This window comes from Pantoea hericii, assembly GCF_014155795.1.
Lineage (GTDB): Bacteria > Pseudomonadota > Gammaproteobacteria > Enterobacterales > Enterobacteriaceae > Pantoea > Pantoea eucalypti.
In genome coordinates this window covers 115,322-135,769 of the sequence record NZ_SCKV01000005.1, presented here as the reverse complement: position 1 = coordinate 135,769, position 20,448 = coordinate 115,322, and the positions used below count along the sequence as shown (strand labels likewise).

The 20,448-nt window shown below is 55.9% G+C and carries 21 protein-coding genes; 15 read left to right on the top strand and 6 right to left on the bottom strand.

Features of this window, described 5'->3' with window-relative positions; all coding sequences use genetic code 11:
- The first annotated feature begins 97 nt into the window (after positions 1-97).
- Positions 98-763, top strand: a complete 666-nt coding sequence (gene trhA / locus H7K52_RS12495; RefSeq protein WP_039660741.1) for a PAQR family membrane homeostasis protein TrhA — start codon at positions 98-100, stop codon at positions 761-763.
- Between the two features lie 49 nt (positions 764-812).
- Here trhA and ygfZ read toward each other — a convergent pair whose 3' ends face one another.
- Positions 813-1,799 (bottom strand): tRNA-modifying protein YgfZ, encoded by a 987-nt coding sequence (gene ygfZ, locus H7K52_RS12490; protein ID WP_008925670.1) that lies wholly within the window; start codon positions 1,797-1,799, stop codon positions 813-815.
- Positions 1,800-2,025: 226 nt separating this feature from the next.
- On the opposite strand from ygfZ, the gene sdhE reads away from it, so the two are divergent.
- Positions 2,026-2,292, top strand: a complete 267-nt coding sequence (gene sdhE / locus H7K52_RS12485; RefSeq protein WP_003852881.1) for an FAD assembly factor SdhE — start codon at positions 2,026-2,028, stop codon at positions 2,290-2,292.
- The gene (locus H7K52_RS12480) at positions 2,267-2,677 is read left to right on the top strand and encodes a protein YgfX (protein ID WP_182630100.1); all 411 of its coding nucleotides are present in this window, start codon (positions 2,267-2,269) and stop codon (positions 2,675-2,677) included. Before sdhE ends, H7K52_RS12480 begins: the two co-directional genes overlap by 26 nt.
- 79 nt (positions 2,678-2,756) lie before the next feature.
- Here H7K52_RS12480 and fldB read toward each other — a convergent pair whose 3' ends face one another.
- On the bottom strand, positions 2,757-3,275 hold the full coding sequence (gene fldB / locus H7K52_RS12475; protein WP_003852885.1) for a flavodoxin FldB: 519 nt from the start codon (positions 3,273-3,275) through the stop codon (positions 2,757-2,759).
- A 102-nt stretch (positions 3,276-3,377) separates the two neighbouring features.
- On the opposite strand from fldB, the gene xerD reads away from it, so the two are divergent.
- The 5 genes from xerD (at position 3,378) to lysS (ending at position 9,599) form a co-directional block, all read left to right on the top strand.
- Positions 3,378-4,271: a site-specific tyrosine recombinase XerD gene (gene xerD / locus H7K52_RS12470; protein WP_003852887.1), complete on the top strand. Its 894-nt coding sequence runs from the start codon at positions 3,378-3,380 to the stop codon at positions 4,269-4,271.
- A gap of 21 nt (positions 4,272-4,292) precedes the next feature.
- Positions 4,293-5,006, top strand: coding sequence for a bifunctional protein-disulfide isomerase/oxidoreductase DsbC (gene dsbC / locus H7K52_RS12465; RefSeq protein ID WP_003852889.1), 714 nt, complete (start codon positions 4,293-4,295; stop codon positions 5,004-5,006).
- A 3-nt stretch (positions 5,007-5,009) separates the two neighbouring features.
- Positions 5,010-6,746 carry a single-stranded-DNA-specific exonuclease RecJ gene (gene recJ, locus H7K52_RS12460; RefSeq protein ID WP_140034081.1) on the top strand — a complete coding sequence of 579 codons (1,737 nt, stop codon included), beginning with the start codon at positions 5,010-5,012 and terminating at the stop codon, positions 6,744-6,746.
- 231 nt (positions 6,747-6,977) lie between these two features.
- Positions 6,978-8,076 (top strand): peptide chain release factor 2 gene (gene prfB, locus H7K52_RS12455; protein WP_099257461.1). Its coding sequence is split into 2 segments (ribosomal slippage): positions 6,978-7,052 and positions 7,054-8,076, totalling 1,098 coding nucleotides; the frame shifts between segments, so codons are not numbered across the junction.
- A gap of 2 nt (positions 8,077-8,078) precedes the next feature.
- Positions 8,079-9,599 (top strand): lysine--tRNA ligase, encoded by a 1,521-nt coding sequence (gene lysS / locus H7K52_RS12450; RefSeq protein ID WP_003852896.1) that lies wholly within the window; start codon positions 8,079-8,081, stop codon positions 9,597-9,599.
- A gap of 304 nt (positions 9,600-9,903) precedes the next feature.
- Here the strand turns inward: lysS and H7K52_RS12445 are convergent, their stop codons facing one another.
- Positions 9,904-10,530: a serine protease gene (locus tag H7K52_RS12445; protein WP_105099879.1), complete on the bottom strand. Its 627-nt coding sequence runs from the start codon at positions 10,528-10,530 to the stop codon at positions 9,904-9,906.
- Between the two features lie 360 nt (positions 10,531-10,890).
- On the opposite strand from H7K52_RS12445, the gene H7K52_RS12440 reads away from it, so the two are divergent.
- Positions 10,891-12,054 (top strand): MFS transporter, encoded by a 1,164-nt coding sequence (locus tag H7K52_RS12440; RefSeq protein WP_003853977.1) that lies wholly within the window; start codon positions 10,891-10,893, stop codon positions 12,052-12,054.
- Here the strand turns inward: H7K52_RS12440 and H7K52_RS12435 are convergent.
- A complete protein-coding gene (locus H7K52_RS12435; RefSeq protein ID WP_008925663.1) occupies positions 12,051-12,971 on the bottom strand; it encodes a LysR family transcriptional regulator in 921 nt (306 codons plus the stop codon). The genes H7K52_RS12440 and H7K52_RS12435 overlap by 4 nt on opposite strands.
- Before the next feature lie 102 nt (positions 12,972-13,073).
- On the opposite strand from H7K52_RS12435, the gene lysA reads away from it, so the two are divergent.
- Entirely contained in the window at positions 13,074-14,330 is a 1,257-nt protein-coding gene (gene lysA, locus H7K52_RS12430; protein WP_182630099.1) for a diaminopimelate decarboxylase, read from the top strand.
- A gap of 32 nt (positions 14,331-14,362) precedes the next feature.
- Here the strand turns inward: lysA and H7K52_RS12425 are convergent, their stop codons facing one another.
- Positions 14,363-14,671, bottom strand: a complete 309-nt coding sequence (locus tag H7K52_RS12425; protein ID WP_140034078.1) for a PTS lactose/cellobiose transporter subunit IIA — start codon at positions 14,669-14,671, stop codon at positions 14,363-14,365.
- Positions 14,672-14,849: 178 nt separating this feature from the next.
- On the opposite strand from H7K52_RS12425, the gene H7K52_RS12420 reads away from it, so the two are divergent.
- The 5 genes from H7K52_RS12420 (at position 14,850) to H7K52_RS12400 (ending at position 19,275) form a co-directional block, all read left to right on the top strand.
- The gene (locus tag H7K52_RS12420; protein ID WP_140034077.1) at positions 14,850-16,199 is read left to right on the top strand and encodes a PTS sugar transporter subunit IIC; all 1,350 of its coding nucleotides are present in this window, start codon (positions 14,850-14,852) and stop codon (positions 16,197-16,199) included.
- On the top strand, positions 16,196-17,623 hold the full coding sequence (locus H7K52_RS12415; RefSeq protein WP_039660749.1) for a glycoside hydrolase family 1 protein: 1,428 nt from the start codon (positions 16,196-16,198) through the stop codon (positions 17,621-17,623). The genes H7K52_RS12420 and H7K52_RS12415 overlap by 4 nt, the downstream gene beginning before the upstream one ends.
- Before the next feature lie 15 nt (positions 17,624-17,638).
- Positions 17,639-17,956, top strand: coding sequence for a PTS sugar transporter subunit IIB (locus H7K52_RS12410; RefSeq protein WP_003853964.1), 318 nt, complete (start codon positions 17,639-17,641; stop codon positions 17,954-17,956).
- A gap of 96 nt (positions 17,957-18,052) precedes the next feature.
- The gene (locus H7K52_RS12405) at positions 18,053-18,826 is read left to right on the top strand and encodes an FCD domain-containing protein (RefSeq protein ID WP_182630098.1); all 774 of its coding nucleotides are present in this window, start codon (positions 18,053-18,055) and stop codon (positions 18,824-18,826) included.
- Positions 18,823-19,275, top strand: coding sequence for a GNAT family N-acetyltransferase (locus tag H7K52_RS12400; RefSeq protein WP_003853959.1), 453 nt, complete (start codon positions 18,823-18,825; stop codon positions 19,273-19,275). Before H7K52_RS12405 ends, H7K52_RS12400 begins: the two co-directional genes overlap by 4 nt.
- 40 nt (positions 19,276-19,315) lie before the next feature.
- On the opposite strand, the gene H7K52_RS12395 is transcribed toward H7K52_RS12400, so the two are convergent.
- Positions 19,316-20,356 carry an NADP(H)-dependent aldo-keto reductase gene (locus H7K52_RS12395; protein ID WP_003853957.1) on the bottom strand — a complete coding sequence of 347 codons (1,041 nt, stop codon included), beginning with the start codon at positions 20,354-20,356 and terminating at the stop codon, positions 19,316-19,318.
- Positions 20,357-20,448 lie beyond the last annotated feature (92 nt).

Sequence of the window (20,448 nt, the reverse complement as noted above, 5' to 3'; positions counted from 1 at the left end):
TCTGTGAGCATTTTTAGCGTACACGTGTACACTGAAAAAATTATTGGGTAGGCTGGGTAACAGTGACTACTGCTATGGCGCTGTTCAGGAAACTAATATGACCACCACACTCTCTCAAAAACATCGACCCTCTGCGGGCTATTCCATTACCGAGGAGATTGCCAACAGTATCAGTCACGGTCTTGGCTGCCTGTCTGGCATCGTCGGGCTGGTGCTGATGCTCCATCAGGCCACTGAGAGGCAGGCTGACACCATCACCTTTATCAGCTACAGCCTCTATGGCGGCAGCATGATTTTGCTGTTTCTGGCCTCAACGCTCTATCACGCAATCCCGGATGGGCCCGCCAGACCCTGGCTGAAAAAGCTCGATCACTGTGCCATCTATCTGCTGATTGCGGGGACCTATACGCCGTTTCTGCTGGTCGGACTGAGGACGCCCCTGGCGTATGGCCTAATGGCGGTGATCTGGGGGCTGGCGCTGGCGGGTATTGTGTTCAAGCTCACGATTGCACATCGCTTTAAAGCGCTGTCGCTGGTGACCTATCTCTGCATGGGGTGGCTGTCGCTGATTGTGGTTTATCAGCTGGCGATGATCCTGCCGCCGGGCTGCATCTGGCTGCTGGCCGCAGGCGGAATTATCTATTCGCTTGGGGTGATTTTCTATGTGGCACGCCGCATTCCCTTTAACCACGCCATCTGGCATTTGTTTGTGCTGGGCGGCAGTCTCTGCCACTTCTGCGCCATCTATTTTTATGTGCGCTGAGTAGTTTGCGGCATGGCCCTTCCGTTAATGAAAGGGCCATGCGGTTACATCACTCTTCAGCCAGCGAGTAGGGCAGCGGCTGAATGGTCAGATGCCCGCCTTCGTCACCTTCAACCCGCAGCACGCTGTCCGGCTCCAGATCGTTATTCAGCACTACCTGAATCCAGCTGATTCCATCATCTAACTGCACCGCAGCCAGCACGCTGCCGGTACGACGCCAGCGCTCACCCATCTGTAACTCCAGTGGAGCATTGGCTTCGGGCAGATGACTTGCCTGACCCGCCAGCCAGTAGAGCGCGCGTTTATTGGCACCGCGATATTTCGCTCTGGCGACCATCTCCTGACCGGCATAGCAGCCCTTTTTGAAGCTGATAGCATCCAGTGCCTGCAGGTTGGTGGCCTGAGGAATAAACTGCACACTGGTGGCCGGATCGATTACCGGAATGCCCGCTTCAATGTCCAGCGCCAGCCACTGCTGACTGTCATTAAACTGAGCATCGTCATTAAGCTTCTGTTTCAGCGCTTCTGCCTGTGACAGCGAGGTAACAATCAGAAAACGTTCGGCGGGTTGGGCAAACCACAGCAGCGTGGTTTCTCCCTGCTGCACCACTGGTTTTTCGCTGTCGGGCAGGTTATCAAACAGATTTGCCAGCGCGGCGCGGGCCTGAAAACCGGCCAGGCCCAGCAACACGCACTCATCGTCAGCTGCCATCGTCACTTTCGAAAACACCGCGTATTTTTTTAACTCAGTCAGCTGGGTGTCGCGCAGTTCACGGCGGATCAGATAGGCATAGCCTTCGCCGCGATGGAACAGGCGCATATTACTCCACATTTTGCCTTTGGCATCGCAGTGTGCGGCGGGCGAATGGTGGTCTGCATCCAGCGCCGCGACATCCAGCGTTAGCTGACCCTGCAGGTAAGCGGTACTGTCAGCACCGGTAATGGAAACCAGCGCCCAGCTATCCAGTGACATCAGGGTTAATGGCAGGCGAGACGACGCGGCAGGCTGGCGCGGCGGTAAAGTAAAAGTGGGCATGGAGATATCCTGTATTAGAAGGTTCATCCGGAACATTGTCTTCAATGTTAAAAGAGCCGACTGGCAATGCAACCTGTTTACGGAAAACGGCGCACAAAAGGCGTGATAACCCTGAAAAGCTACAATCTGAAATGTGGCAGGTTGCACAGCCTGCGACGCTGCGCCTGCGAGCTGCATTAAACCAGGTTACACTAGCGGCCACGTTGTGAATTGTGGAAATTGATGCATGGATATTAATGATAAATCACGTATTCAGTGGGCTTGCCGTCGCGGCATGCTGGAACTGGATGTGGCTATTATGCCGTTCTTCAAATTTGAGTATGACACGCTTAATGACACTGATAAGCAGGTCTTTGTTAACCTGCTGAAGAGTGACGATCCCGACCTGTTTAACTGGCTGATGAATCACGGTGAGCCAAAAGATCCAGAGCTTAAGCGGATGGTGAATTTGATCCAGCAGCGTAACCATGATCGCGGCCCCGTGGCAATGTAAGCTGCAGCCCTCCCGCCTGGCGTGCGGATGTCTGTGCGCCTGGCTGGTGGCAGCCGTGACTGGGGTCGTGTTGATGACGCTGCCGGTGGGCGGCTGGCTGATTAAAGTGCCGGTTATTCTGTTGTTGCTGGCTGAAGGCTGGTGCAGCTTCCGACGATTGCGTCAGCGGCACGGTGAGTTACAGCGGGAAGGCGGTCATTGCTGGATCTGGCAGGGAAAACGCTGGCGACCGACCCAGCCGCTGCGCTGGTTACCGATTGGCGTCTTGCTGGTGGCCAGGAGTGAAAAGGGCGCTACGCTACGATGGTGGCTGATGCGGGACAATATGCAGCCCGGCGAATGGCGAGCATTACGCGCCTGCTGTTTCAGCAAAGTGCGGCATTAACGGCAACAGGGCAGACTATTATCTGCCGGCATCTGCAGGCGCCCGGGTTCTACAGCGGCAATCCAGAGCACGGAATTGTTCAGAGCAGTGCAGCGGTTTCGGTTAATACCTGCTCGCACCACTGCTCAACGCGCTCATCGGTGACCTCGAACTGATTCACATCATCCAGCGCCAGACCCACAAATTGCGAGCCATCGGCACTCAGCGGTTTAGGACTGGTGAACTCATAGCCCTCAAGCGGCCAGTAGCCGACAAACCGCACGCCCATGGGCTGCAGCAAATCGTGCAGCATGCCGAGCGCATCTAAAAACCACTCGCCATAGCCAATCTGATCGCCCATGCCATACAGTGCAACAATCTTGTTTTGCAGATTCAGCGCGGGCAGTTGCGTCCAGATCGCCTCCCAGTCCTCCTGCAACTCACCGAAATCCCAGGTCGGGATGCCCATGATCAGCAAATCGTACTGTTCCATCAGACGTGGGTCGTCATCTTTCACGTTATGCAGCGTCACTAACTCTTCGCCAATAAAATCGCGAATTTTCTCCGCTACAATTTCGGTGTAACAGGTACTTGAACCGTAAAAAAGACCGATTTTCATGCAGATAACACTCTGTAAATACTGACTTTGGCGCAATTGTACCAGAAGCGCTGCTGAATCAGGCATAATGAGCATGATTTTACACCAGACGGCGGAGACAACGTGCAGGACAGCGATCTGACAGAACAGTTTCTTGATGCGCTCTGGATTGAACGCAATCTGGCGCAGAATACTCTCTCCTCTTATCGTCAGGATCTTCAGACGCTGACCGGCTGGCTGGCGCATCATCAGCTAACGCTGCTCAGCGTGACGCCACTGGATCTGCAGCAGTTCCTGGCCGAAAGGCTGGAGGGCGGTTACAAAGCGACAAGCTCAGCGCGGTTGCTCAGCGCCATGCGTCGCCTGTTCCAGTATCTTTATCGCGAAAAGCTGCGACCGGACGATCCGAGCGCACTGCTGTCCGCGCCAAAACTGCCGCAGCGTTTGCCGAAAGATCTCAGTGAAGCGCAGGTCGAACGACTGTTGCAGGCGCCGAATATCGATATTCCGCTGGAGCTGCGCGACAAAGCAATGCTGGAGCTGCTCTACGCGACCGGCCTGCGTGTCTCCGAACTGATTGGCCTGACGCTCAGCGACATCAGCCTGCGGCAGGGCGTTGTCCGGGTTATCGGTAAAGGCGATAAAGAGCGGCTGGTGCCTTTAGGTGAAGAAGCGGTTTACTGGCTGGAGCAATATATGGAACATGGTCGTCCGTGGCTGCTCAATGGGCAGACGCTGGACGTGATGTTTCCCAGCAATCGGGCGCAGCAGATGACGCGCCAGACCTTCTGGCATCGCATCAAGCATTACGCCACGCTGGCGGGGATCGACAGCGAAAAGTTATCGCCGCATGTAATGCGTCATGCCTTTGCGACCCATCTGCTGAACCACGGTGCAGATCTGCGTGTCGTACAGATGCTGCTGGGACATAGCGATCTCTCCACCACCCAAATTTATACGCACGTCGCCACTGAGCGCCTGCGTCAGTTGCATCAACAACACCATCCGCGAGCCTGATTCGCGGCCATAAGGATAAAAATGAACAAGCATTTTGCCATGCTGGCCCTGTTAGCCAGCGCCTTTTCCGGTCTCGCACAGGCCGATGACAGCGCCATTCAGCAATCCCTTAAAAAGCTCGGTCTGAACCAGACGGAGATCAGTCCATCCCCGCTGCCTGGCTTTAAAACCGTGCTGTCGGAAAGCGGCGTGCTCTATGTTACCGATGACGGCAAACATATGATCCAGGGCCCGCTCTATGACGTCAGCGGCAAACAGCCGGTCAACGTCACCAACCAGCTGCTGGACAAAAAAGTCGAGGCGCTGGTGCCGGAGATGATCGTCTACAAAGCCCCGAAAGAGCAGCATGTGATCACCGTCTTCACCGACATCACCTGTGGTTACTGCCACAAGCTGCACGAGCAGATGGCGGACTACAATGCGCTGGGCATTACCGTGCGCTACCTGGCGTTTCCGCGAGAGGGACTGAATGGTCAGATCGAACCGGCAATGAAGGCGATCTGGTGCAGCGCTGACCGCAATAAAGCGTTTGATGAGGCGATGAAAGGCAATGCGCCGAAGATGGCCGCACCAGACAGCTGCAAAATCGATATTTCTCAGCATTACAAACTGGGCGTGCTGTTTGGCATTCAGGGCACCCCTGCGATGCTGACTGACACCGGCATGATGATCCCGGGTTATCAGTCGCCGCAGGAGCTGAAGCAGGTGCTGGACAATCAGAAGCGTGGTGGTTAATCGGTGGTAAAACAGGAAGTGGAACTGCGTCGCCGTGAGGTGACGGTTGACGATGCGCTACCGGCCACGCTGCCGCCGTTGCTGAAGCGGCTCTATCTGCAACGCGGCGTGCGTGACGCCGCAGAGCTGGAGCGCGGTGCGAAAAACCTGCTGCCTTACCAGTCTTTAAGCGGAATTGAGAGTGCAGTGGAACTGCTGCATCAGGCGCTGCTGGATGGGCGTCGCATTATGGTGGTGGGCGACTTTGATGCCGATGGCGCGACCAGTACCGCGCTGACTGTCATGGCGCTGCGCAGCATGGGCGGCGGCAACGTGCAGTATCTGGTCCCTAACCGCTTTGAAGATGGTTATGGCCTTAGCCCGGAAGTGGTTGAGCAGGCGCGTGCGCGCGGCGCGGCGATGATCCTGACCGTCGATAACGGCATCTCCTCCCACGCTGGCGTTGATTTTGCTCATCAGCACGGGATTCCGGTGCTGATTACCGACCACCATCTGCCCGGCGAGACCTTACCCGCCGCTGAGGCGATCGTGAATCCCAATCTGCCGGACTGCAACTTTCCCTCGCGCGCGCTGGCGGGCGTGGGCGTCGCGTTCTATCTGATGCTGGCGCTGCGTGCCCATCTGCGCACTAAGGGATGGTTTGGCACCACCCGCACGGAACCGAATCTGGCGGAGATGCTGGATCTGGTCGCGCTTGGCACGGTAGCCGATGTGGTGCCGCTCGACGTCAATAACCGCATTCTGGTGTGGCAGGGGCTCAGCCGCATCCGTGCCGGAAAATGCCGGCCAGGCATCCGCGCGCTGCTGGAGATTGCTAATCGCGATGCCCGTCAGCTTGCGGCCAGCGATCTCGGCTTTGCGCTGGGACCACGACTCAACGCCGCAGGCCGGCTCGACGATATGTCGGTGGGCGTTGCGCTGTTAATGACCGACGATCTCAGCCAGGCGCGGATGCTGGCCAGCGAACTGGACGCGCTGAATCAGACGCGTAAAGAGATCGAGCAGGGCATGCAGAGCGAAGCGCTGGCGCTGTGTCAGGCGCTGGAGCGCGAGCAGCGCGATCTGCCGCTGGGGCTGGCCTTCTATCATCCCGAATGGCATCAGGGCGTGGTGGGGATTCTGGCGTCACGTCTTAAAGAGCGCTTCCATCGTCCCGTGATTGCCTTTGCGCCAGCAGGCGACGGCACGCTGAAGGGGTCGGGCCGCTCAATTGCCGGACTGCATCTGCGCGATGCGCTGGAGCGTCTGGATACCCTGAATCCTGGTATGATGCTAAAGTTTGGCGGTCACGCCATGGCAGCCGGCTTATCGCTGGAGACCGCACGCTACGAGGAGTTTCGTCAGCGCTTTGCCGATCTGGTCGGTGAGTGGCTGGAGGGCGAATCGCTGCAGGGCATCATCTGGTCAGATGGCGCGTTACAGCCGCAGGAGTTTTCCCTGCAGACCGCCGAGATGTTGCGCGAAGCCGGGCCCTGGGGCCAGGCGTTCCCGGAACCCGCTTTTGACGGCAAATTTAAGCTGCTGCAACAGCGGCTGGTGGGCGAGCGACACCTTAAAGTCATGGTCGAGCCGCTGGACGGCGGTCCGCTGCTCGACGGTATCGCCTTTAATGTCGATACCACGCTGTGGCCCGACAGCAGCATTCGTCAGGTTGAGCTGGCCTATAAGCTGGATATCAATGAGTATCGTGGTAACCGCTCGGTGCAGCTGATCATCGACCATATCTGGCCGCTGAACTGAGTTAAACAGGGTGCGCGCGTCTCCGGTTACGGCAGATGCGCGACCGCCCGATTGTTTTCTGCGTTATTCTGCTGCGCGTGAGGATGTCACCGCGATCCGATAAGCAAATGCGACACGTCACGCAACCCCGGCATCAGCCCGCTGTCTCAGCGCTACAATCTGCCGCCAGTTTCGGGTAAACTTGTGCGTTAATTTTCCTGTCCCATCGAACATAAGAAAGACGCCAAAGCCATGTTTGAAATTAACCCGGTCAAAAACCGTATTCAGGACCTCAGTGAGCGCAGCGACGTTCTTCGGGGGTATCTTTGACTACGATGCCAAGAAAGAACGCCTCGAAGAAGTAAACGCCGAGCTGGAACAGCCCGATGTCTGGAACGAACCTGAGCGCGCTCAGGCGCTGGGCAAAGAGCGCTCCTCGCTGGAAGCGATCGTGCAGACGCTGGATCAGATGTCGCAGGGCCTGGAAGATGTGCAGGGTCTGCTTGAACTGGCTGTAGAAGCGGAAGACGAAGAGACTTTCGACGAAGCGGTTGCCGAGCTGGACGTCCTTGAGGGCAAGCTGGGCGAACTGGAATTCCGCCGCATGTTCTCTGGCGAGTATGACAGCGCCGACTGCTATATCGATCTGCAGGCGGGTTCCGGCGGCACCGAAGCGCAGGACTGGGCCAGCATGCTGATGCGTATGTATCTGCGTTGGGCCGAAGCGAAAGGCTTCAAAACTGAAATTATTGAAGAGTCTGAAGGTGAAGTTGCAGGCATCAAGTCTGTCACTATTCGCGTGTCAGGCGACTACGCTTTTGGCTGGTTACGCACCGAAACCGGCGTGCATCGCCTGGTGCGTAAGAGCCCGTTTGACTCAGGCGGCCGTCGTCACACCTCATTCAGCTCTGCCTTTATCTACCCGGAAGTGGATGACGATATTGATATCGACATCAACCCAGCCGATCTGCGCATTGACGTTTATCGTGCGTCGGGTGCGGGCGGCCAGCACGTTAACCGGACGGAATCTGCGGTACGTATTACCCATATTCCAACCGGTACTGTCACCCAGTGTCAGAATGACCGTTCTCAGCATAAGAACAAAGATCAGGCGATGAAGCAGATGAAAGCGAAGCTGTACGAGCTTGAGATGCAGAAGAAAAATGCTGAGAAACAGGCGCTGGAGGACAACAAGTCCGACATTGGCTGGGGAAGTCAGATCCGTTCTTACGTTCTCGATGATGCACGCATCAAAGATCTGCGCACCGGCGTAGAGACGCGTAACACCCAGGCGGTGCTGGACGGCGATCTGGATCGATTCATTGAAGCAAGTTTAAAAGCAGGGTTATAGACATGTCTGAACAACAACCGCAGAGCGCTGATGCCGCCGTTGAGTTAAATAACGAACTGAAAACGCGCCGCGAAAAGCTGAGTGCGCTGCGTGCCAACGGTCTGGCGTTTCCCAACGACTTCCGTCGTGACAGCCTTTCAAACCAGTTGCTGGAAAGCTATGGCGAGAAGAGCAATGAAGAGCTGGAAGCGCTGGATATTGAGGTCAGCGTCGCCGGACGCATGATGACCCGCCGTATCATGGGTAAAGCCTCTTTCGTTACTCTGCAGGATGTGGGCGGCCGGATTCAGCTTTACGTCTCTCGTGACGATCTGGCTGAAGGCATCTACAACGAGCAGTTCAAGAAATGGGACCTCGGCGATATCCTGGGTGCGCGTGGCAAACTGTTCAGAACCAAGACCGGCGAACTGTCGATTCACTGTTCAGAACTGCGCCTGCTGACCAAAGCCCTGCGCCCGCTGCCGGACAAATTCCACGGCCTGGCCGATCAGGAAACCCGTTACCGTCAGCGTTACCTTGATCTGATCGCCAACGAAGAGTCACGCAACACCTTCAAAATTCGTTCGCAGATCATGGCCGGCATTCGCCAGTTCATGGTAGGCCGCGACTTTATGGAAGTGGAAACCCCGATGATGCAGGTGATCCCGGGCGGCGCGTCCGCGCGTCCGTTCATCACCCATCACAATGCGCTGGATATCGACATGTATCTGCGCATTGCACCAGAGCTTTACCTGAAGCGTCTGGTGGTGGGTGGCTTCGACCGCGTGTTCGAGATCAACCGTAACTTCCGTAACGAAGGTATTTCGCCACGTCATAACCCAGAGTTCACCATGATGGAACTCTATATGGCCTATGCGGATTACAAAGATCTGATCGAACTGACCGAAAGCCTGTTCCGTACTCTGGCGCAGGATGTGTTAGGCAGCACGGTCGTGCCTTACGGCGAGCAGGAGTTTGATTTCGGCAAGCCGTTTGAAAAACTGACCATGCGTGAAGCGATCAAGAAATACCGTCCGGAAACGGATCTGGCCGATCTGGAAGACTTTGATAAAGCGGTGGCGATTGCACAATCCCTGCATATCAAAGTGGAGAAGAGCTGGGGTCTGGGCCGCGTCGTGACCGAGATCTTCGAAGAGACGGCTGAAGCGCATCTGATTCAGCCAACCTTCATCACTGAATATCCGGCTGAAGTCTCGCCACTCGCCCGTCGTAACGACGAGAACCCGGAAATCACCGATCGCTTTGAGTTCTTCATTGGCGGTCGTGAAATCGGTAACGGCTTCTCCGAGCTTAATGATGCGGAAGATCAGGCTGAGCGTTTCCTGCAGCAGGTGAATGCCAAAGATGCCGGTGACGACGAAGCGATGTTCTACGACGAAGACTATGTTACCGCGCTGGAACATGGCCTGCCGCCAACCGCCGGTCTGGGTATCGGGATTGACCGTATGGTGATGCTGTTTACTAACAGCCACACGATCCGCGATGTGATTCTGTTCCCGGCACTGCGTCCAGGTAGCAAGTAAGTCTGACTGTTCTCAGAAAAGGCCGGGTATACCGGCCTTTTTTATGTCTGCTGAAAGAGTATGGCCCGGTTCGCTATGAGATCGAGCCTGCTCAGGGAATACGGTCAGAAAAGGAAAGCGTCCCGCGCCAGGGATGGCGCGGGCCGAGCGGTCATGGATGACGGCTTTTGCGTCTTTCCGATCTGACCGTCTTCCCTGCGCGCTTACTTTATCCGTTGCTGTCAGATGCACTCTGATTCGGCGTTGTCAGCACGAAAAAGGCCGGAAGTTCCGGCCTTTTTTACCACTGTCCATTCAGCAAACATCAGGACTTAATCGCCTGATTCAACCAGCTCTGAAAGCGGGAATAGGGCACATAGAGCGCAACGTTTTTATAGAGTGTCTTACCGCTGACATTGTCATTGATGTTATTGCTGTAGCCAATAATCACACCCGCCAGCGTATCATCAGAGGCGTTATAAACCGCACCGCCTGACATCCCTTTCACCACACCCGCATTCGCCGCGACTACAACACAGTCCGGCTTATTCCAGCTGTTCGCCAGCGTGGTATTAATCAGGTTCTGTCCGCTGGAGCTGACCGGCATGGCCGAAATAAAACTGTAGCCATAGAGATTCACCTGGTCGCCAATATGGCTGTTGCGAAAGCTGGGTGGCAGATTCATTTCGCTGTTTTTATGGTAGACCACGGCCAGATCGCATTGCGGATGCCAGGCTTTAACCCGGTAAAGAGAGAACTTCGCCACGTGCGCAGCGGTCAGGCTGTACTCCGGCGTCAGCGGGATGGTAGTACCCAGCGTGCCTAACCCCAGCACGGTAGGAATGCCGGTCACGGTCATATCAACGCGTTTTTCCGCTTCTTTACTGTACTCATAATGCCCCACCGAGCAGCCGGTTAAGCCTAAAACCATTAAGGCTATGAGTCGTTGCATTCTCTCTCCCTGCGTCAGCAGTTGATTACATCACCTGGCAATTCATTAGGGATATATCGGCAACGTTAAGGATTTATTAATTAAATACGCACTAAAAAGCGTAATCGGTTCACGGAGAATGACAACCTGACCCGGGTTCGCGAGGGTCTTTCAGGTAGGGTCCGCAGGCAGAGAAAGAAAGTTGCGACAGGCACAGCGACACGATTATTGCGGCCTCAGCAATAATCCTTTGCTGCATACAGGCTATGTCGTGCACCAGCGCTATGCTGTAATACTCACTGTGACGCAGATCAAAATTAATAAGCGTCGAGGGGCTGCGTGTCCGCGCGGTTCACCTGCAAATGAAACCGGGAGAGTGTTATGCCTGTAGCATTAATGGCGCTGGCGTTAAGTGCGTTTGCCATCGGAACCACCGAGTTTGTCATTATGGGATTGCTGCCGGAGGTGGCGCGTGACCTTCAGGTGTCGATTCCGTCGGCGGGCTGGCTAATCAGCGGCTATGCGCTGGGGGTAGCAATTGGTGCGCCGATAATGGCGTTGCTGACCGCCAGACTACCGCGTAAAAAAACGCTGATTCTGCTGATGGTGATCTTTATTGTCGGCAACCTGCTGTGTGCGCTGGCTTATAACTACAACCTGCTGATGCTGGCCAGAATCGTTACCGCACTCTGTCATGGTGCCTTCTTCGGGATTGGCGCGGTTGTCGCCGCCAGTCTGGTGCCTGCCGGGCGTCAGGCTTCGGCTGTGGCACTGATGTTTACAGGGCTGACCTTAGCTAACGTGCTGGGCGTGCCGCTGGGAACCAGTTTCGGACAGATGTTTGGCTGGCGAGCGACATTCTGGGGCGTGGCGGTGATCGGCGTGCTGGCATTTATCGCCCTGATCGTCAGTCTGCCCAACAACAAACAGGAAAAACCGGTTCATCTGGCGAGTGAAATTGGCGCACTGGCCAACGGCAAACTGTGGCTGTCGCTGCTGATGACGGTGTGCTTTGCGGCGGCGATGTTTGCACTGTTCAGCTACATTGCGCCGCTATTGTTAGAGGTGACGGGCATCAGCGACCGCGGCGTCAGCTGGACGCTGTTCCTGATAGGTGCGGGCCTGACGGTCGGTAACATCCTTGGTGGAAAACTGGCTGACTGGAAAGTCTCCTTCAGCCTGATCCTCAGCTTCTCACTGATTGCCATCTTCTCGCTGCTGTTCAGCTGGACCAGCCATGCGCTGTGGCTGGCAGAGATCACCCTGTTCCTCTGGGCGATGGCAACCTTTGCCACGGTGCCGGGTCTGCAGATTAACGTAGTGCGTCACGGCAAAGAAGCACCGAACCTGGTCTCAACCCTTAACATTTCAGCATTCAACGTGGGTAATGCGTTAGGTGCCTGGGTCGGTGGCGCAGTGATTGGCCGGGGATTCGGCCTGACGGCGGTGCCGGTTGCTGCGGCTGCGCTGGCCGCCATCGGTCTGCTGGTCTGTCTGATTACCTTTCGTAAGTCGGGCCATACGACCGCCAGGGTTCGCGCTTAAGCCAGACGGGCGGCGATTCGCGCCGGAAAGTCAGCCACCTGCTGCTGCAGATGGCTGACAAAGGCATCCACCAGCGCCGACGCAGGGCGGTGCTGCGGTCTCACCAGGCTGACGGTAAACGGAACTGCCACGCTGAACTTACGCATCACCACACCGCTGTCGGCGTAATCCAGCGCCGTCAGCGGATTCACAATCGAAATCCCCACGCCCGCCCTGACCATTGCGCATACCGAAGCGGCGCTGTGTGTCTCCATCACCAGCCGCCGTTCCACTCCCTGCTCCTGAAACAGCGCATCCAGCAGCTGACGATAGCTGTCGCTGCGCGACAGGCTCACATACTTTTCACCCGCAAAGTCGTGCGGCGTCAGCACCTCACGCTGACTCAAGGGGTGATTCTGCGGCAACACGCACACTTCATCACAGGTCAGCAGGGCGAGGCGGTCAGTTCCGGCCGGCGCGTGCTGGGTTTCGGTTAAGCCGATATCGTAGCGCTGCGCCGACAGCCACTCCTCCAGCAGCGGCGACTCCTGCGGAATCACATTCAGGCTCACATCCGGGTAGCGCTGTAAAAAGGGCTGACACAGCGGCGGCAGCAGCGACTGCGAAAAAACGGGCAGACAGGCGATCGACAGCTCGCCCTGACGAAACTGGCGCAGGCCTTCTGCCGCTTCCATGATGCGGTCCAGGCCATACCAGGAGCGCTGTACCTCTTCAAACAGACGCAATCCCTGCACCGTCGGCTGCAGGCGACCGCGTACCCGCCCGAACAGCTCTAGTCCCAGCTGCTGCTCCAGACGTGCCAGCTCCCGGCTCACGGTAGGCTGCGACGTGTGCAGCAGTGTTGCAGCCTGCGTCAGATTACCGCTGGTCATCACCGCATGAAAAATTTCGATATGCCGCCAGTTAATATTCGCCACGACGTTCACCTATATCCATTCTGCATAGATGCTATTAAAACAGATATTTTTCGCTATGACACGAATCTGGCTTAATGCGGTTAACGCCACAGGAGAATTGTTATGCCACGTTCCTTACAGAATACCGAAACCGCACTCAACGCCACTAACCTGCTGCCACTGGCACGTCGTTATAACGGACCGTTCTGGGCCTATGATGCGCAGATTATTCAGGCGCGTATTGCTCAGCTGCAGGCGTTTGATGTGGTGCGTTTTGCACAGAAAGCCTGCTCGAATACGCATATCCTGCGCCTGATGCGGGCGGCGGGGGTAAAAGTGGATTCGGTATCGCAGGGCGAGATCGAACGTGCGCTGGCCGCGGGATACCAGCCAGGTGGTGACGAGATCGTCTTTACCGCCGATCTGTTCGATCAACCGACACTTGAGCGGGTGACTGCGTTAAAGGTGCCGGTGAATGCCGGTTCGATCGATATGCTGCATCAACTCGGTGCGGTGTCACCGGGACACGCGGTATGGCTACGCGTCAACCCTGGTTTTGGTCACGGCCACAGTCAGAAAACCAATACTGGTGGCGAAAACAGCAAGCACGGTATCTGGCACGGTGACTTAGCCGAGGCGCTGGCGGCCATTAAAAAGCACGGCCTGAACCTGGTGGGCATTCACATGCATATCGGCTCAGGCGTCGATTATGCGCATCTGCAACACGTCTGTGATGCGATGGTGGAACTGGTAATGGCATCGGGTCAGGATCTGACGGCGATCTCTGCGGGCGGTGGACTTTCTATTCCTTATCGCTACGGCGAAGAGGCGATCGATACCGGGCACTATTTCGGCCTGTGGGATGCAGCCCGGCAGCGCATTGCTCAGCATCTGGGGCACGCGGTCAAACTGGAGATCGAACCGGGCCGTTTCCTGGTGGCCGAAGCGGGCGTGCTGGTGTCGCAGGTTCGGGCGGTGAAGTCGATGGGCAGCAGTCACTTCGTGCTGGTCGATGCCGGTTTCAGTGATCTGATGCGCCCGTCAATGTATGGCAGCTATCACCATATCTCGCTGATGGCGGGCGATGGGCGGGCGATTGATGAGCAGCAGACGATCGACACGGTGGTTGCAGGTCCGCTGTGCGAATCGGGTGATGTCTTTACCCAGCTGGAGGGCGGCATGGTCGAACCGCGCGCGATTCCGGCGGCGAAAGTGGGCGATTATCTGGTGTTCCACGACACCGGTGCTTACGGCGCATCCATGTCTTCTAACTACAACAGCCGTCCGCTGATCCCGGAAGTGCTGTTTGAGCAGGGCCAGCCGCGCGAAATCCGCCGCGCGCAGACGATTGAGTCATTACTGGCGCTGGAAATCAGCTAATCACCTCACTCGGGCGGCGAGGCCGCCGCCTGTCAGCCATAGATCTCTTTGCGCAGCATGATCAATTCCTCTGCCAGCTCGCGGCACAGCATTGCATTCATCAGGTGATCCTGCGCATGCACCAGAATCAGCGTGACCGGTAATTTTCCGCTTCCTTCGTCTGCGCCAATCAACGCGGTCTGGATTTTATGTGCCGCTTTTGCCGCAGTATCAGAGGCTGCCAGCCCGGCATCAGCCCCGGCCCAGTCGCGTTTGCGCGCGCACTGAATCGCCATCATCGCCGACGAGCGTGCTTCTCCCGCATTGATCAGTAATTCCATCATAGTCTGTTCGTAATCCATAACGCCTCCGCTATTGGTATGCCAAATTGGCCTTTTTAATCATACTGGAATGCCAAAAAACATTTCCGGGAGATTCATCACAGAAAAAAACGCGGGTATTCGTCATTTTGGTATGCCACTAACAAGGAAGATCATGATGATTACAGGACTACCGATCTTACATCTCTGAGGATTGATCATGTCTTTACAGGACCGCCTTATCGATTCCCTGGGCAGCTTCGCCACCCGCTTTAACAGTTATCGCTACATCATGGCGATTAAAGCCTCGTTCATTACCCTGATGCCGGTAATCATTGTTGGCGCCTTCTCGGTATTGATTTCTAACATGGTGCTGGACAGCAAAAATGGCCTTGCCAGCTTTGCCGCTCTGGCTTTCTTAGCTGACCTCAAGCCCATCACCAGCAGTATCAATTACGCCACGCTCAGCTTTCTTAACATTGGTGCGGTGTTCCTGATTGGTATTGAGCTTGGGCGCATCAACGGTATAAAAACGCTGTTTCCCGGTCTGCTGGCAATCATCTGCTTTATATCGGTGACGCCGACCACCTTACAGATGATGGTCGATGGGCAGATGCATCTGGTCACCGATGTGCTGGCCAAACAATTCTCCGATACCAAGAGCCTGTTTCTCGGCATGTTTATCGCCATTCTGTCGGTAGAGATCTACTGCCGCCTTGAACAGGTTGAGCGGCTGAAAATCAAAATGCCCGACACTGTGCCGCCCAATGTGGCCGCCTCATTCTCTGCGCTTATCCCCTCAATTATTACTGTGACGCTGGTAGCGACCTTTGGCTTTATCTTCCATCGCGTTACCGGCATGTACCTCTACGACGCGGTATACCAGGTGGTGCAGCAGCCGCTGGAGTCGGTGGTGCAGAGTCTGTGGGGCATTCTGATTCTGATGTTCGTTGCCCAGCTGTTCTGGGTGATTGGTATTCACGGCAACCAGATGGTGAAACCGATTCGTGAGCCACTGTTGCTGGGCGCAATTCTGGTCAACATGACCGCTTTTGAGCAGGGAAAAGAGGCACCGAACATCATCACCATGCCGTTCTGGGATGTCTATATGAGCATCGGCGGCTCCGGCCTGACCATCGGGCTACTCACTGCCGTAATGCTGGCGACGCGACGCAAAGAGATGCGTGAAATTGCCAAACTGTCGTTCGGCCCAGGCATTTTCAATATCAACGAACCGGTTATATTTGGTATGCCGATTATGCTTAACCCGATTCTGGCTATCCCTTTCATCATCACACCGCTGGTGACAGGTTCTATTGGCTACTTCGCGACGGTGATGGGCTTTGCCGGGAAAGCCGTGGTGATGGTGCCCTGGACCACGCCTCCGATTATCAATGCCTGGCTTTCAACGGCTGGATCGATGGGCGCAGTGGTGACGCAGATCGTCTGCATTCTGGTGTCAGTACTCATCTATCTGCCCTTTGTGAAAGTCGCAGCCCGCCGCGCGGATGCAGCGGAAGCAAAGAGCCTGCAACCTGAGCTGAACCCCAACCGAACGGAGGTGTTATGAGTCGTCAGACTGTCCACATACCTGAGAATTTCATTCTGGGGGCTGCTGCCTCCGCCTGGCAGACGGAAGGCTGGAGCGGAAAAAAGCCGGGCCAGGACTCCTGGCCTGACGCCTGGTATCAGCAGGATCGTCACGTCTGGCACAACGGCTATGGCCCGGCGGTTGCCACTGACTTTATCAATCGCTTTAGTGAAGATGTGGCGCTAATGAAGGCCAGCGGGCTGACCCACTACCGGACTTCCATTAACTGGTCGCGTTTCCTGATCGATTATGAAACCGCCACGGTCGATGAGGAATATGCCGCTTACTATGACCGGCTGATTGATGAAATGCAGCGTCAGGGCATTGAACTGATGCTCTGTCTGGAGCATTACGAGCTGCCAGCCTTGCTGCTTGAGCAATATGGAGGCTGGCAGTCAAAGCATGTGGTTGAACTGTTTATTCGTTATGTCGAACAGGTTTTTAAACGTTATGCCGGTCGGGTCACACGCTGGTTTGTGTTTAATGAGCCCATTGTGGTGCAGACCCGCGTCTATCTCGACGCGCTGCGCTGGCCTTATGAGCAGAACACGCATAAATGGATGCAGTGGAACCACCATAAAAATCTCGCGACTGCCCGGGCAGTGCAGCTTTTCCGCAAGCGTGGCTATGCCGGTCGCATTGGTACCATTCTTAACCCGGAGGTCACCTATCCGCGATCATCCGCCCCGCACGACCAGAAGGCGGCGCATATTTATGACCTGTTCTACAACCGGGTGTTTCTCGACCCCGCGATTAAAGGCGAGTATCCGGCGGAGCTGCTGGCGCTGCTTGATAAGCATCAGATTGAGTGGGAAACCACGCCGGAAGAGCTGGCGATTATTGCTGCCAATACCGTCGATGAGGTCGGCCTTAATCTCTACTATCCCCATCGCGTTAAGGCGCCGTCCCGCGCCTGGCATCCCGAGACACCCTTTCATCCTGCCTGGTATTACGAACACTTTGAACTGCCTGGGCGGCGGATGAATCGTTCGCGCGGCTGGGAAATTCAGCCTGAAATTATCTGGGATATGGCACAACGAATGCGCGATGAGTACGGCAATATCCCGTGGTTTGTGGCGGAAAGCGGTATGGGCATTGAGAACGAAACCCAATTCAAAGATGCCGGTGGGGAAATTCAGGACGATTACCGTATCGCGTTTATCAGCGAACACCTGCATCAGGCGATACGCGCCAGCCAGGCGGGCATTAACTGTCAGGGCTACATGCTGTGGGCGTTTACCGACAACGTCTCACCAATGAATGCCTTTAAAAACCGCTATGGTCTGATCGAAATCGACTTAGATAAGCACCGTCAGCGCCGTATGAAGAAATCTGCCCATTGGTTCCGTACGCTGCGTGACACGCAGCAATTTACCCTGTGGCTTGATGATGAGCCGAAATAACGCGAGGAAACGAGCATGAAACGAATTGTTCTGGCCTGTGCTGCGGGCATGTCGACCTCAATGGTGGTCACGCGGATGGAAAAAGAGGTCGCCGCTCGCGGACTGGCATTTCAGATCTACGCTATTCCGGAGCAAAACCTGCGTGAAGAGCTGCAAAACTACGGCAGCGAGGTGGCGGTGGTGCTGCTCGGGCCTCAGGTGCGCTTCAAACTGGAGGAGAACAGAAAACTCACTGACAGCTATCAGTTGCCTATCGCGGTAATCGATACGGTTGCTTACGGCACGCTGAATGGTGCAAAGGTACTCGATCAGGCGCTGGCTTTGATACACTGAGCCCCAGTTTGCGAGCCAGCCTCTCCGGTTCGCGGGCATTGTCGCGCAGGGAACGGCGGCAATGCCGTTAGCACGTTGATTGCAAAGGGTAAAAGTGTGGACAAAGCCGAAGCGCCGCAAGAAAAAAAGCAGTACCAGGAAATTGGTCAGCACCTGCGTCAGCAGATCAGTGACGGACACTATCCGGTGGGATCGCGCCTGCCGCCTGAACGTCAGCTGGCTGAAACCTGGGGCGTCAGCCGGACCATCGTGCGCGAGGCATTATTGATGCTTGAGCTGGAAGGTACGGTGGATATCCGTCAGAGCTCCGGCGTCTATGTAATGCGTATTCCTTCCGCCAGTGATGATGAAGAAGAGGCCTTTTTCCGCAGCGACGTAGGCCCGTTTGAAATGCTACAGGCGCGTCAGTTGCTGGAGAGCAATATTGCCGCCTTTGCCGCAAAAATGGCGACTAAAGCGGACATTGAAAATCTGCGACGTACGCTGGAACAGGAGCAACGTGCCATCGCCGCCAACGACAACAGTCAGGACAACGACAAATTGTTTCATCTGCTGCTGGCGGGTGCGAGTCAGAATCAGATGCTGCTCGATACCGTTACCAGTATCTGGCGGCATCACGACAGCAGCCCGCTCTGGCAGCAGCTGCGCCCGCAGTTTGAAACCCGCGCCTATCGCCTGAAGTGGCTCGGCGATCACCAGACTATCCTGGCTGCTCTGCGTCGGCGCGATGTGATGGGGGCGTGGCAGTCGACCTGGCAGCACCTTGAGAATGTCAAAAATACGCTGCTGGAGCTTTCCGACGCCGATGCGCCTGATTTTGATGGCTACCTGTTTGATTCAGTCCCGATCTTTCAGGGGAAACTGATGTGATTGAGATTGTCTCGCTCAGTGATGCCCCACAGTTTGCCGATCAGATTATTGACTGGCAGTGGCGCGCATTTGGTGAAGCCAGTAGCCACGCGTTCTTTGCCAGTGTGGTGAACAGCAGCCTGAACGGTGCTGACTTCCCCGTAACCTTTGTCGCTCTGGAGGCGGGCAGGGCGGTCGGCACTGTAGGATTCTGGCGCTGCGACCTGATCAGCCGTCAGGATCTTTTCCCGTGGCTGGCGGCGCTCTATGTTGATGAGTCGTCGCGCGGCAAAGGTGTCAGCGAGGCGCTGCAGCAGCATGTGATGACTTATGCACAGGCGCGTGGCTATCCACGGTTGTGGCTCTGGTCAACGTTTGAGGGCTACTACGAACGGTCTGGCTGGCTGCCCCAGGGAGAGGCGCTGGAGTATCCGGATAAACCAGTAAAACTCTATTATCGCGACCTGTAAAAGAGGCCAGCCGCCAGGGCGGCAGCTGGCAAAGACGCACTTATGGCGCCGGATAGGTATAGCGACGATGAATCGCCTCAATGCCTTCCAGAATCTCGGCATTTAAGGTCAGATTGAAACTGTCGATATTAATCTGCAGCTGTTCAAGCGTGGTGGCACCCAGCAGTGTGCTGGCCACAAACGGCTGCTGACGCACATAGGCTAAAGCCATCTGCGATGGGTCAATCTGATGCTGTTGCGCTAACGCCACATATTCTGCAACGGCCTGCTGTGACTGCTCGCCGCTGTAGCGGGTAAAGCGGCTGAACAACGTGTTACGTGCGCCCGCAGGCTGCGCGCCATTCAGGTATTTGCCACTTAGCGTACCAAACGCCAGGCTGGAATAGGCCAGCAGCTCCACGCCTTCATGCTGGCTGATTTCGGCCAGACCCACTTCAAAGCTGCGGTTCAGCAGGCTGTAGGGGTTCTGAATGCTGACAATGCGCGGCAGCTCATGCTTCTCTGCCAGTTGCAGATAACGCATCACACCCCATGCCGTTTCATTCGACACACCAATATAACGAATCTTACCGGCGCGCACCTGTTCGGCCAGCGCTTCCAGCGTCTCCAGCAGTGTGACCTGTGCGGTAGTTTCGCTGTATTGATAGCCAAGCTTGCCAAAAAAGTTGGTCTGACGCTGAGGCCAGTGCAGCTGGTAAAGATCAAGGTAGTCGGTATTCAGGCGCTTCAGACTGGCATCGAGCGCGGCACGGATATTTTTACGGTCCAGCGCCATATCCGGGCGAATGGACGCATCATTGCCGCGCGACGGTCCGGCGACTTTACTGGCCAGAATGATTTTGTCGCGGCTGCCGCGCTGTTTGAGCCAGCTGCCAATATATTGTTCGGTCAGACCCTGGGTTTCCGGGCGCGGTGGCACCGGATACATCTCGGCAGTATCAATAAAGTTGATGCCGGAACGGAGTGCTAAATCCAGTTGAGCATGGGCGTCGGCTTCGCTGTTCTGTTCGCCAAACGTCATGGTACCCAATCCCAGCTGACTCACTTCCAGCGTGCTGTGAGGAATACGATGATAGTGCATTGCCAGCTTCCTTTTCTTTATGGAATGGAATGTTGTGTTCTCAGGGACTATAGCGCGAGCAATGGCGGGGAAGGAAGGGGGAAAAGTCGGGG